This is a genomic window from Corynebacterium jeikeium (assembly GCF_000738175.1).
Lineage (GTDB): Bacteria > Actinomycetota > Actinomycetes > Mycobacteriales > Mycobacteriaceae > Corynebacterium > Corynebacterium jeikeium_C.
Window position 1 is genome coordinate 97,517 of the sequence record NZ_JFCH01000054.1, and the last position, 12,752, is coordinate 110,268.

11 protein-coding genes are annotated in these 12,752 nt (G+C 63.7%); 10 read left to right on the forward strand and 1 reads right to left on the reverse strand.

Annotated elements, in window-relative coordinates; translation table 11 throughout:
- Positions 1 to 4 precede the first annotated feature (4 nt).
- From JQ46_RS08650 to panD, 8 genes are all read left to right on the forward strand, one after another.
- Positions 5 to 895: a Rossmann-like and DUF2520 domain-containing protein gene (locus JQ46_RS08650; protein ID WP_034987315.1), complete on the forward strand. Its 891-nt coding sequence runs from the start codon at positions 5 to 7 to the stop codon at positions 893 to 895.
- Positions 896 to 900: 5 nt separating this feature from the next.
- Entirely contained in the window at positions 901 to 1,821 is a 921-nt protein-coding gene (panC, locus tag JQ46_RS08655) for a pantoate--beta-alanine ligase (RefSeq protein ID WP_034987317.1), read from the forward strand.
- Positions 1,822 to 1,845: 24 nt separating this feature from the next.
- Positions 1,846 to 2,826 (forward strand): aldose 1-epimerase family protein, encoded by a 981-nt coding sequence (locus JQ46_RS08660; RefSeq protein ID WP_034987321.1) that lies wholly within the window; start codon positions 1,846 to 1,848, stop codon positions 2,824 to 2,826.
- Between the two features lie 151 nt (positions 2,827 to 2,977).
- Positions 2,978 to 4,633: a sodium:solute symporter family protein gene (locus tag JQ46_RS08665; protein WP_005296827.1), complete on the forward strand. Its 1,656-nt coding sequence runs from the start codon at positions 2,978 to 2,980 to the stop codon at positions 4,631 to 4,633.
- Positions 4,634 to 4,670: 37 nt separating this feature from the next.
- Positions 4,671 to 5,009, forward strand: coding sequence for a hypothetical protein (locus JQ46_RS08670; protein ID WP_005296825.1), 339 nt, complete (start codon positions 4,671 to 4,673; stop codon positions 5,007 to 5,009).
- A 75-nt stretch (positions 5,010 to 5,084) separates the two neighbouring features.
- On the forward strand, positions 5,085 to 6,236 hold the full coding sequence (gene galT, locus JQ46_RS08675; protein ID WP_034987323.1) for a galactose-1-phosphate uridylyltransferase: 1,152 nt from the start codon (positions 5,085 to 5,087) through the stop codon (positions 6,234 to 6,236).
- Positions 6,226 to 7,500 (forward strand): galactokinase, encoded by a 1,275-nt coding sequence (gene galK, locus JQ46_RS08680; RefSeq protein ID WP_005296820.1) that lies wholly within the window; start codon positions 6,226 to 6,228, stop codon positions 7,498 to 7,500. Before galT ends, galK begins: the two co-directional genes overlap by 11 nt.
- A gap of 97 nt (positions 7,501 to 7,597) precedes the next feature.
- Entirely contained in the window at positions 7,598 to 8,014 is a 417-nt protein-coding gene (gene panD, locus JQ46_RS08685) for an aspartate 1-decarboxylase (RefSeq protein WP_034965414.1), read from the forward strand.
- Here the strand turns inward: panD and JQ46_RS08690 are convergent.
- Positions 8,011 to 9,222, reverse strand: coding sequence for a hypothetical protein (locus tag JQ46_RS08690; RefSeq protein WP_034987327.1), 1,212 nt, complete (start codon positions 9,220 to 9,222; stop codon positions 8,011 to 8,013). The genes panD and JQ46_RS08690 overlap by 4 nt on opposite strands.
- 140 nt (positions 9,223 to 9,362) lie before the next feature.
- Here JQ46_RS08690 and lysS point away from each other — a divergent pair, with 140 nt between their 5' ends.
- Together lysS and JQ46_RS08700 are read left to right on the forward strand one after the other, a co-directional pair.
- Positions 9,363 to 11,018, forward strand: coding sequence for a lysine--tRNA ligase (gene lysS / locus JQ46_RS08695; protein WP_424648006.1), 1,656 nt, complete (start codon positions 9,363 to 9,365; stop codon positions 11,016 to 11,018).
- Positions 11,019 to 11,331: 313 nt separating this feature from the next.
- Positions 11,332 to 12,750, forward strand: a complete 1,419-nt coding sequence (locus tag JQ46_RS08700) for an acyl-CoA dehydrogenase family protein (RefSeq protein WP_005296810.1) — start codon at positions 11,332 to 11,334, stop codon at positions 12,748 to 12,750.
- The last annotated feature ends 2 nt before the right edge of the window (positions 12,751 to 12,752 follow it).

The window sequence follows — 12,752 nt, forward strand, 5'->3', positions numbered from 1 at the left end:
ACCTGTGACGGGCCCGGACACTAACTCGGACATTCAACAGCCACGCCTCTCTGTCGGCATCATCTCCGCCGGGAAAGTAGGCGTGGCTCTGGCGGAGGCCTTCGCACGCGCCGGTCACCACGTGCATGGCATCTATGCACATTCGGCACGTTCGGAAGAGTTGGCGTCCCAAAGAATCCCTAACATCCCCCGCATCAACCTAGACAGCACCGCCCATGCCGCGCTCGTGGTGCTGGCGGTGCCGGATCCGAAGCTTCCCGAAGTCGTAGAAGAAGTTGCGCAGCACACGCGCGACGGGCAGATCGTGGCGCACGTCTCCGGGGCGTTTGGTTGCGAGATCCTGCAGCCAATCACCGATACCGGCGCGCTGCCGCTGGCCCTGCACCCGGCGATGACCTTCACCGGAACCCCCGTCGATAGCGAGCGGCTGGACGGCTGTGCGTGGGGAGTAACCAGCGATTCCGAGGTCGGCGACGTGGTTGCGCAAACACTCGTGGCCAGCCTGGGAGGTGTCCCCGTTGTCATCCCCGAACACCACCGGGCGGCCTATCACGCGGCGATGGCGCACGCGGCCAACCACCCGGTGACCCTTCTGACGGACGCCCAAGAGATCCTGGACCGCGTGATGGAAGCGCCAGGGGAGAGCCCCGACAGCGCCCTGCTGCTGCGTCGCATCGCCCACGCCGCGGTGGATAACGCGCTGGAAAAGCGGATGGACGGGCTGACCGGTCCGGTGGCCCGTGACGACGCAGAGGCCGTGATGCGCCACCGCGCCGCGCTGCGAGAACTGGGGGACGGGGCAGGCGCAGCCGAGGCCGCCTACACCGCGATGGCTCGCCGCACCGCACTTAAAGCGGGGGCTATTGAGGTCGAAAGACTGCTGGATCTAGAGTAAGAGCCATGACGTTCACACCTGGCCAAGCAGAGGTTTTCACCGAGATCGAGAAGATCGGGCAGCTCACCCGCGCCATGCGTAAGGCGGGCCGCCCCGTGGCGCTGGTGCCCACGATGGGCGCGCTGCACGAGGGGCACCTCTCGCTGGTGCAGGCCGCCCAGCAGATTCCGGGTGCGCTGGTTGTGGTCAGCATTTTCGTGAACCCTCTGCAGTTCGCCGAGGGAGAGGACCTGGATGCCTACCCGCGCACCCTCGACGAGGACGTCGCGAAGCTAAAGGCCGCGGGCGTGGACGCGGTATTCGCCCCCAGCCCCCGCGAGATGTACCCCAACGGGCCGCGCACGACTATCCACCCGGGCGAGGCCGGCCGCATTCTGGAGGGAGCCCACCGCCCGACCCACTTCGCGGGCGTGCTGACGGTCGTGAACAAGCTCTTCACCATCACGCATTGCGATCACGCCTTCTTCGGGGAGAAGGACTATCAGCAGCTGTTGCTGATCCAGCAAATGGTGACGGACCTGAACATGGAGGTACAGGTCCACGGCGTGCCGATCGTGCGCGAGGCCGATGGTCTGGCGAAGTCCTCCCGCAACGTCTACCTTTCCGACGAGGAGCGCGAGCTTGCCCTCACCCTGTCCGCGGCCCTGACCGCCGGCGCTTTCGTAGCCGAGCAGGGCTCTGCGGCGGTGCTGCAGACTGCTGGATCTATTCTGGACGCCGCCTCGGGCGTGGACGTCGACTATCTTGAGCTGCGCGGTACGGACCTTTCCGACACCCCGGAGGACGGCGAGGCCCGCCTGTTGGTGGCGGCGCGCGTTGGAACCACGCGCCTGATCGACAACGTGGGCGTCCCTCTGGGCACCGGCTTCAAGGGCCTGGATGACAGCGGTGAAGGCAGTGAGCCTGCCGACAACGCTGGCGAGTAGAGCTGAGTAGAGCTGAGTAGAGCCATGAGCGACGATCTAGACACCCTGCAGCGACACTCGCACCCTTTCGTGGACATTTCAGCTGGGGAGTACCGCGCCAGCATCTCCACCTTCGGTGGCGGGCTGCGCAGCCTGGAGTACGCGGGCAAGCCCCTGGTGGTTTCCTACCCAGAGGGCGCCTACCCGCCGCTATCCTCCGGAATTGTGCTGGCCCCATGGCCGAACCGCACTGCCGACGGGGTCTTCGCCCACGACGGCGTGCTGCACCGTCTGGACATCACAGAGCCGGGCCGCGCCACCGCGATCCACGGATTCGTGGGGCAAATGGCCTGGCACGTTGCCGACCAAGGTGAAGACTTCGTGGCGCTGGAGCTGTCCACCGGCCTGCGCCAGGGGTGGCCGTGGCCGCTGCGTATGCGGGTGACGTGGTCGCTCGATGCGGCTGAGGGACTGCGTGCCACTTTCGACGTCCGCAACGAGGCCGATGCTTCCTGCCCCTTCGGCCTGGGGTGGCACCCATACCTGAGCGCCCTGGGAGCACCGCTGGATGACTGCGTGCTGCATCTGCCTGTCGGCACGAACCTGCCCCTGGATTCGGTGCGCAACCTTCCCGCCGGGCCGGAGTTTTCGGCTCGCCGGGTGCTTCCGGACCTGGATACCGGCCAGCGCATGGCCGGGGTGTGGCTGGACCACTGCTTCGGCGGTATCAGTGCGCAGGAGGATGCGCCGTCCGAGGCGCGCCTGCTCAACCCGGACGGCGAGGGTGTGCGTCTATGGGTAGGCGAGGGCTTCAACTGGTTTCAGGTGTTCACTGCCGACCCAGCCCGCCGCGAGGGTTACCCCGGTGTGGGGCGGGCCCTGGCCGTCGAACCGATGACGTGCCCGCCGGACGCACTGCGCTCCGGCCGAGACCTCATTCGCCTGAATGCAGGGGAGGAGTTCAGCTTCGAATGTGGGGTCTCTTTCGCGCCGCGTGATGGCGTCACAACCCAAGAACCGAAGTAGTTCCAGAAATAGAAAAGAATTTCCTTAAGTGCACCCCGCGGCGTTAAAATTGGTACCGCATATATATCCAATAGTTCCCGTCGCTGGTAATTGGAAAACATAACCGTTGGCGCCTGGGACGGGAACATGACGTTCCTGGAGGTTCGCAGCTATGACAGCTGAAGGACTACGCCTGGACGCAAGCTGGGTAGACTACGCGCTGGTCGCCCTATACTTCGCGTTCGTCCTGGGCATCGGTTGGGCCGCAAAGTCCAAAGTGTCCAGCTCAATCGACTTCTTCCTCTCCGGCCGCTCGCTACCCGCATGGGTGACGGGCCTGGCCTTCATCTCCGCCAACCTGGGCGCCGTAGAAATCGTGGGCCACTCGGCCAACGGCGTGCAGTACGGCTTCGAAACCATGCACTATTTCTGGATCGGCGCGATCCCAGCAATGGTGTTCCTCGGCATCGTGATGATGCCTTTCTACTATGGCTCCAAGGTGCGTTCCGTGCCGGAGTTCATGCTCCGCCGCTTCGGCAAGGGCGCACACCTGGTCAACGGCCTCTCCTTCGCCGTAGCCCAGCTGCTGATCGCCGGCGTGAACCTGCTGCTGCTGGCCAAGGTGGTTAACTCCCTGCTCGGCTGGCCGCTATGGGTCACGCTGGTGGTGGCCGCAGCAATCGTGCTGTCGTACATCACCCTCGGTGGCCTTTCCGCCGCCATTTACAACGAGGTGCTGCAGTTCTTCGTGATCATCGCGGCCCTGCTGCCGCTGACGATGATCGGCCTGCACCAGGTCGGCGGTTGGTCCGGCCTGCAGGAGAAGGTCGCGGACCCGTCGCACTTCCACACCTGGCCGGGTACTGAAATCTCGGGCTTCGACAACCCGATCGTCTCCGCCATTGGCCTGGTCTTCGGCCTGGGCTTCGTGCTGTCCTTCGGTTACTGGACCACCAACTTCGTGGAGGTGCAGCGCTCCATGGCAGCCGATTCGCTGTCGTCTGCACGCAAGACCCCGATCATCGGTGCGTTCCCGAAGATGTTCATCCCGTTCCTGGTGGTCATCCCGGGCATGGTTGCAGGTGCAACCGTCACCCCGATCATGGATGGTTCCGCCGAGCCGAACGACGCGATCTTGTACCTGATGCGTGACCTGCTGCCGAACGGCCTGCTGGGCGTGGCTATCGCGGGTCTGCTGGCCGCGTTCATGGCCGGCATGGCGGCTAACATTTCCGCCTTCAACACCGTGTTCTCCTACGACATTTGGGAGTCCTACATCGTCAAGGATCGCGACGACGAGTACTACCTCAAGGTCGGCCGTATCGCGACCGTCGGCGCCACCGTCATTGCCGTGTTCACCGCCCTGCTGGCATCCAACTTCGGCAACATCATGGACTACCTGCAGACGCTGTTCGGCTTCTTCAACGCGCCGCTGTTCGCCACCTTCATCCTGGGTATGTTCTGGAAGCGCATGACGCCCACCGCAGGTTGGGTGGGCCTCGTTTCCGGTACGGGTGTGGCAATCGTCTACTGGGCTGTGGCCACCTTCGGCAGCACCGACGCAACCTTCTTCAACCTGCCGGGTCAGGGTACGGCCTTCGTTGCCGCCTCCCTGGCGTTCGTCACGGACATCATCGTCTCCGTCCTGGTCTCCCTGGTCACCGAGCCGAAGCCGGACGAGGAGCTGGTGGGCTTCGTCAAGTCCGTCACCCCGAAGGAAAACCTCACGGACGCCGCCGAGGCCACCCTGCCGTGGTACCGCCGCACCGTCCCGCTGGGCATCCTCTGTCTGGCAATGGTGCTCGTCCTCAACATCGTGTTCGCCTAAGAGCGCTTAAACTTTCAGAAAGGAGTGAACGGACACAATGGCTAACAACACGGCTAAGAACACGGCTAAGAAAACCAAGCGTTCCCACATGGCCGGTGCTTTCGACATCCGCAACGTCATCGGCTCCCTCATGGGGCTGTACGGACTTGTGCTTTTGATCAGTTACTTCCTGCTGGACCCGGGCATGGATGTGACCACCGGCGAGCCGAAGAACGAAACGTATAACCTGGTCTGCGGGCTTGCCATGGTCGTCGTGGCGGCGGTCTTCTTCCTGTGGACCAAGCTGGATCCGATCAAGATTGACGAAACAGTTGAAACTGCCGAGTCTGCAGATCCCGCCGACTCCGCCGACTCACCGGCCTCGCAATCTAAGTAACCACACTTGCCCGCCCCACCTGGAGGCGGGCATTTTTAAACTAAGCACCATCCCCACCCAAGGACCTTTTAGGAAGTGATCCACGCTGTGCAGCACGAATTTAAAGTAACCCGAACCACGCTGGCGGACGGCCGCGAGCTGCTGTACTTCGACGACGAACCGGCTTATGTTGGGGGGGAGAAACAGCGCGAGCTGCACGATTCCCGCGACCTGCCGCAGGCCACCACGGAATCCGAGATGCGCCAGGATCCCCTGACGGGCCAGTGGTACGTCTACGCTGCGCACCGCATGAACCGCACGTTCATGCCCCCGGCCAACGAGAACCCACTGGCTCCCACCAAGCCCGGCGAGCTGCCCACCGAGGTGCCCGCCGACGACTACGACGTGGTGGTCTTCGAGAACCGCTTCCCGTCCCTGTCGGTCCACATGGAGGTGTCGGAGGACTTCGCCACCAACGTCGACGGCCAGGAGCTATTTCCCCGCAAGCCCGCCATCGGCCGCTGCGAGGTCGTGTGCTTCACCCCGGACGTGAACTCCTCGTTTAGGGATCTGCCATACGAACGCGCCCGCACGGTCGTTGAGGCCTGGGCGCACCGCACCGCCGAGCTTTCCGCCATTGAGGGCATTCGCTACGTTTTCCCCTTCGAAAACCGCGGTAAGGAGATCGGCGTGACCCTGCAGCACCCGCACGGCCAGATCTACTCTTATCCTTTCGTCCCACCGCGCGCCGCCGAGGTGGCTGCACGCGCTCGGGCGTTTAGGGAGCAAACCGGAAAGGATCTTTTTGACGCCACCTTGTCCGCCGAAAAGGCATCCGGCACCCGCGTACTCTTGGCCGGTGAGCACTTCACGGCCTATGTTCCGGCGGCAGCGAAGTGGCCGGTGGAGGTCATCCTCATGGCTAACCGGGCGGTCCCGGATTTCGCGGCGCTGAGTGACGAGGAGAAGGACGAGCTGACCCGCTTCTACCTAGATCTGCTGGGCCGCATGGATCGCTTCTTCGAGGGCGTGGAGCGCACCCCCTACATCGCCGCCTGGAACCAGGCGCCGGTGGGGGAGGACCGGGAGAACGGTCGCCTGTACTTGCAGCTGTATTCGATGATGCGCTCCCCAGGCCGCATGAAGTTCTTGGCCGGTAGCGAGTCGGGCCAGGAGGCCTGGATCTCCGACACCACCCCGGAGAGGATCGCGGAGCGCTTCCGGGAGGTCGCCGACAATGCCAACTAACGAAACCCCAACTAACCAAACCAACGCAGCACAAAACGCCGCTACTCGACACTGGCTGCAGACCCGCTCCGAGGAGCAGGGCACTGCCGACGCACAGTCCCTGTTCCAGCAGGTCTACGGCTACGAACCGGCGGGCGTGTGGTCCGCGCCGGGGCGCGTGAACCTGATCGGCGAACACGTCGACTACGCCGATGGCATCAGCCTGCCCTTCGCGCTTTCCCAGCGCACCTACGTGGCAGCCGCCAAGAACGACGATGGCGTGTACCGCGTGGCCTCCCGCTTCGGCGACCCCGCGGAGGTTGTCCACTTTGAGATTCCCGTCGCCGAGGTCGGCCCCGGTAACCCCGCCAACTGGGCGGGGTACGCCGTCGGCGCCATCTGGGCCGCTACCGAGGCTGGTCTGATGCCCGCCGGAGGACTGGACCTCGCCATCGAGTCCGACGTTCCCGTCGGCGCGGGGCTCTCCAGTTCCGCTGCACTGGAATGCTCGGCGGCCCTCGCGGCCTTCGACCTATACGGCGGCGCGCACCTCGATGATGCGGCTCGCAACGGGCTCATGGGGGCGTCCATAAGAGCAGAGAACGAGGTAGTCGGCGCCTCGACGGGCGGGCTTGACCAGCGTATTTCGCTGTTCGGCCAGGCTGGCCACGCGCTGGCCATCGACTTCGCCGAAGACAGTGCCACCCAGGTGCCTTTCGACATCGCGGCGCGGGGGCTGGCGATCCTCATCATGAATACGAATGCCCCGCACCAGCTGAACGATGGGCAATACGCTGCGCGGCGCGCCGTGATCGACGGGGTGACCGCCGACCTGGGCGTCAGCAGCCTGCGCTTCGCCGAGGAGGCCGAGGACGCCTCCGTGGGCTGGGCCAAGTCCAACGACATGGATCCGGTGGTGGTGGCCGCCCGCGTGCGCCACGTGGTCAGCGAGATCGACCGCACGGCCGAGGCGATCCGCCAGGTCAGTGCCGGGGACATGGAGGCCTTCGGACGGTCGATGCAGGGCAGCCACGCCTCCCTGCGCGATGACTACGAGGTCACCGTTCCGGAGCTGGATACTGCTGTGGACGTTGCGATGGCCGAGGGCGCGCTGGGTGCCCGCATGACCGGTGGCGGCTTCGGCGGCTCCGCGATTGCGCTGCTGCGCGAGGATCAGGTGGAGGCCACGGCCGCAGCGGTGGCCAGGGCCTTCGCGGAGAAGGGATTCAACGAGCCCGAGTTCGTGGTCGCCCTGCCGAGCGACGGCGCGCACCGGAACGCTTAAGCGGCTAACTTTGAGCAACGCTTGCGCGCTGCCTGGGCGCCGAGCAAAGTAACAGCTAAATAGCTTATTTGGTTAGCCCCGAGTAAGGTGTTCACCCGTGTTGCGAACCATGCTGAAATCAAAGATCCACCGTGCAACGGTCACTCAGGCCGACCTGCACTACGTCGGCTCGTGCACCATCGACGCTGATCTGATGGAAGCTGCCGACATCCTCGAAGGCGAGCAGATCGATATCGTCGATATCGATAACGGCAATCGCCTGACGACCTACGCCATCACCGGCGACCGGGGCACCGGCGTGATCGGCATCAACGGTGCCGCCGCGCGTCTGATCAGCCCCGGCGACCTCGTCATCATCATCGGCTACGCCCAGTACAGCGAGGAAGACCTGAAGAACTACGCCTCGCGCGTGGTCTTCGTGGACGAAAACAACAAGCAGGTGGAGCTCGGCGGAGACCCGGCCCACGTGCCGGACGGCTCGGGGCTAAAGAACCCGCGCCACCCGGAGGCCTAGCTGATCTCGTAGTTCCCGTCGTCGTTGCGCTCTACGTGGAGGCGCCACAGCGGGATTCCTTCTTTCTCTAGAGCTTCTTTAGTCGCCGAGAGCGTCTTCAGACCGGTAACTACGAAGTCGGTGTTGCCGAATCGTAGGCCAACCTCCGAGCAGTAACGCTGGCTGCCTTTGCCTTCATCGGACAAGGCTTGCAGAGTGCCTTCCGCCCTCAACACCTCGAACTCACCGTTGGGAGCCTGTACGCCGATCTCGGTCGGGGGAACGAGCGGTGCCCTGTCCTCGTAGTCATACTCCACCTCGACACAGAGCTTGCTGTAGTCCCGCGGATTGTCGATGAGGACCTCAGAATCTTTCAGCTTCATCTCCACCTTGCCGATTCCCATCTCTTCAGTGGTCGACTCGTCCTTGCCCTTGGCCTTGTCGCGGGCTTCGCGGAAGCTATCGTCCACGAGATCCATCTCGACGCGATCACCGATCTCCAGCGGACCGTCAGCTTCGCCGATGTTCGCTTCCTTACCTTCGAGCTCCTGGTAGCGGTTTGCCAGGTTTGTCAATGAACGCAGCAGGGGTTTGACGGAATCACAGGTGAAGGTGGAGATAACCTCCGCGTATTCCAGTGGAGTGCCCTCCGGGCCGGCAAGCACGCACATATCTTGCATCTCGATGGATTGCCACCCCTTAAGGCCCTCATCGGATAGATCGTTCCATTCGGCATCGTTGGGGGCCATGTTGTCGAGGTTGGAGCCGTGCTTAGTGGCGGATAGTCCGGCATAAATCGACGTATCTTTGAGCTCTTCTGGCTGGTCGCCGCTTACCTGTGGCTTTACATAACCAGAACAAGTCTCCTCGTTGACGTAGACATCGGCCGAATCTAGCGGAATCATCTTCGCGCCATCCACGTAGGCGCTGTCGTAAAACTTCTGGTCCAGCTTGCAGTCGCTGAACTTGCCATCGGCGAAGATCTCTCGCAGCTGGTCGTCGCTGATCTCCGTGGAAACCTCCGAGTAGCTGCTCGGAGCGGGCTGCCCTTCGTTACCACCGGAGTCGCCGTTCTGGCCCCCGTAGGAGATCTCTTCACTGGCGCCCTCTGGGCGCTGGAAAGCAGAGCAGCTGGCGGTGAAAGTCAAAGCGCCCGCAGCTAGACAGGCCGTCAGAGCGCGGGCATAAGCACGAGCGTGGCTGCGGGTAGTGGGGCGTGAAGAAGACATGTCGAGTGCTTCCTTTATTTTCTGGTTGCGACTATTTCCGGTTATGGCTGGTGAAACTTACTGACTGGTGGAAGTTACCTAGGAGTAAGGGGAACAAAACGTCTTATGTTCCCTAAAGCTAACACCCCCGGGCGACCTGCATGCCTCAATCGATTACCTGTCCGCCCCATGCGCTAGGCTTTGTAAGCGTGACTGACGCAGCAAATACCCCCGCACAAGACCTGCCCGAACAGCTACGCATCCGCCGTGAAAAGCGGCAGCGCATCCTCGAATCCGGCAAGGACGCTTACCCGGTAGAGGTGCCACGCACCCACTCCCTGGCCGAGGTGCGCGCAAAGTGGGCAGTGAAGAAGACTGACGGTGAAACTGAAGAGCAGCCGGTTGAGGCAGAGGGCGTCACTTACCTCGCCGCAGGCGACGAAACCCAGGACGTAGTGAGCGTGACCGGGCGCCTGATCTTCATGCGCAACACCGGCAAGCTGTGCTTCGCCACCCTGCAGGATGGCGACGGGACGCAGCTGCAGGCCATGCTCTCCCTGGCGGAGGTCGGCGAGGACGCACTCGCGGCCTGGAAGGCCGACGTGGATCTCGGCGACTTCATCGGTGTGACCGGTCGCGTGATCGCCTCCCGCCGCGGCGAGCTATCCGTCATGGCCAGCGAGTGGGTCATGGCTGCCAAGGCCCTGCGCCCGCTGCCCGTGGCGTTCGCAGAAATGAACGAAGAAACCCGCGTGCGTCAGCGCTACAACGACCTGATCGTGCGCGAGGAGGCCCGCAAGAATGCAATGACGCGCGTGAAGGTCATCCGCGCGCTGCGCGACTACATGGAGGGCGAGGGCTTCGTAGAGATCGAAACCCCAATGCTGCAGACTCTGCACGGTGGCGCGGCGGCTCGACCGTTCGTCACGCACTCCAACGCGCTGGACATCGACCTGTACCTGCGAATCGCGCCGGAGCTGTTCCTGAAGCGCGCCGTGGTGGGCGGCATCGACCGCGTCTTCGAGATCAACCGCAACTTCCGTAACGAGGGCGTGGACAAGTCCCACTCCCCGGAGTTCGCAATGCTGGAGACCTACGCTGCATGGGGCGACTACGACGACTGCGCCCGCACCACTCGCGAATCCATCCAGTACATCGTGGACCAGCTGACCAAGGGCACCGACCTGGAGGGCACCGGCAAGGTGCGCCTCGCCGACGGCACCGAGTTCGACTTCGGCGGGGAGTGGAAGGAAATCGAGATGTACCCCTCGCTGAACGAGGCGCTTGCGCGCAAGTACCCCGGCCAGCCAGAGGTGACGATCGACTCCACCGTTGAGGAACTGCAGAAAATCGCCAAGGTCATCGGCCTGGACGTTCCCGCGAAGGGCGGCTGGGGTCACGGAAAACTGGTGGAGGAGATCTGGGAAGTCCTGTGCGAGGATCAGCTGGAAGGCCCCATCTTCGTGCGTAACTTCCCCGTGGAGACCTCCCCGCTGACCCGCCAGCACCGCAGCAAGCCGGGTGTCACTGAGAAGTGGGACCTGTACGTCCGCGGATTCGAGCTGGCCACCGGCTACTCTGAGCTAGTCGACCCGGTTATTCAGCGCGAGCGCTTCGAGGATCAGGCACGCCTGGCGGCCAATGGCGACGATGAAGCCATGCGCCTGGACGAGGACTTCCTGGCTGCCATGGAGCAGGGCATGCCACCGACAGCTGGCACCGGCATGGGCATCGACCGACTGCTGATGGCCCTGACCGGCCTGGGCATCCGCGAGACCGTGCTGTTCCCGATCGTGAAGCCGGAGCGCGAGAACTAGCGGCCAAACACCGACAGTCGACTGGCCACGAGGGCTGGCCGACTGGCCACGAGGGGGAGGGGCGCAGGAGTAGGGGCGCAGGAGTAGGGGCGCAGGAGTAGGGGGGGCTGCGCGCCTGCGAAAAGCGGGCGCAGGCAGCTCGAAAACTAGGGGAGTAGCTGGCGTGCAGCTCGCCCGTGTGGGTGTAATTCAATCTATATTTTGGCCCAAAGTGTGATGCGCGCCATTATCCTGGTTTATGCTACGTACATAATTATCCGCACATGCAGATATGAGATTTGCGCTGACAACCAGTGAAAGGTGGCCGCACGAAATGAGCGACCGAAGCAAGCGTGCCGATTCAACTCCTGGCCTGAACAACATCAAGCGAGACGCAATCGGTACCGTCATGGGAGTCCTGACGAAGTTCACCGGCTCCGACCTGGCAGAGAAGTACGGTCTGAGCAAGAAGGTGGACCGCGTTGCCTACCAGTCCACCAAGACCGGCATGCGCACCCTCGGTGCCGTGAACCGCCAGTTCAAGAAGATCAAGGGCTCCGGCAAGCCGGTACGCCTGGCCAACCAGACCACCGACGAGAACAACCAGCCCGTCCCGACCGAAGCACCGGCACCGGGCAAGGCACCGTTCGACCTGACCCCGACCGAGGATCAGGAAATGATCGTCGCCGCCGTGCGCGAGTTCGCTGAAGAGCGCCTGCGCCCGACCGGCCACGACCAGAACGAGGCATCCGAGCCGGCAGAAGGCCTGCTGGAAGCTGCCGCCGAGCTGGGCGTTGCCCTGATCAACCTGCCGGAAGAGTACGAGGGCATTGCCTCCGCCTCCGGCGCTACCACCAACGCTCTGATCGCCGAGGCCCTGGCATTCGGCGACATGGGCCAGGCCGTCGCCATCCTGGCACCGGCCGGTGTGGCCAACGTCATCACCAACTACGGTGACGACTCCCAGCAGAAGACCTACCTGCCGGAGTTCGCGGGCGAGTCCGTCCCGGCTTCCGCAGTGGTCGTCTCCGAGTCCCGCCCGCTGTTCGACCCGTTCACCCTGCAGACCACCGCCGTCCGCGAGGGCGACGACATCGTCATCAACGGCGTGAAGACCATGGTTCCGAACGCAGGCAAGGCTGAGCTGTTCGTCATTGCAGTAAACCTCGACGGCGAAAACACCTTCGTTATCGTCGAGTCCGACACCGAGGGCTTGGTCGTCGAGGCTGACCCGTCCATGGGGCTGCGCGCCGCTGCTCTGGGTCGCGTCCTGCTGAAGGACGTCCGCGTCCCGGCCAGCCAGCTGCTGGGTGGCAAGGACCTACCCGCCGACGAGCGCAAGGAAAACTACGCGGAGATCATCCGCCGCTCCCGCCTGGGCTGGGCCGCTCTGGCAGCCGGCACCGGCGAGGCAATCCTCGAGTACACCAAGAAGTACGTCAACGAGCGCGAAGCATTCGGCGAGCCGATCTCGCACCGCCAGGCAGTGGCCTTCATGGTCGCCAACCTGCGCATCGAGCTCGATGGCCTGCGCCTGATCCTGCTGCGCGGTGTTTCCCGCCTGGATCAGGGCCTGTCCTTCAACCGCGAAGCTGGCCTTGCCCGCCGCTACGCATCCGACAAGGGCATGGTTATGGGCCTCGACGGCGTGCAGCTGCTCGGTGGCCACGGCTTCACCAAGGAGCACCCGGTCGAGCGCTGGTACCGCGACATGCGCGCCATCGGCATCGCCGAGGGCGTAGTCGTCGTCTAACC

Coding starts and splice junctions, on each gene's coding strand:
- JQ46_RS08660 (WP_034987321.1), top strand. CDS start 1,846: ATGAGCGACGATCTAGACACCCTGCAGCGACACTCGCACCCTTTCGTG.
- JQ46_RS08670 (WP_005296825.1), top strand. CDS start 4,671: ATGGCTAACAACACGGCTAAGAACACGGCTAAGAAAACCAAGCGTTCC.
- JQ46_RS08665 (WP_005296827.1), top strand. CDS start 2,978: ATGACAGCTGAAGGACTACGCCTGGACGCAAGCTGGGTAGACTACGCG.
- panC (WP_034987317.1), top strand. CDS start 901: ATGACGTTCACACCTGGCCAAGCAGAGGTTTTCACCGAGATCGAGAAG.
- lysS (WP_424648006.1), top strand. CDS start 9,363: ATGCCTCAATCGATTACCTGTCCGCCCCATGCGCTAGGCTTTGTAAGC.
- JQ46_RS08690 (WP_034987327.1), bottom strand. CDS start 9,222: ATGTCTTCTTCACGCCCCACTACCCGCAGCCACGCTCGTGCTTATGCC.
- galK (WP_005296820.1), top strand. CDS start 6,226: ATGCCAACTAACGAAACCCCAACTAACCAAACCAACGCAGCACAAAAC.
- JQ46_RS08700 (WP_005296810.1), top strand. CDS start 11,332: ATGAGCGACCGAAGCAAGCGTGCCGATTCAACTCCTGGCCTGAACAAC.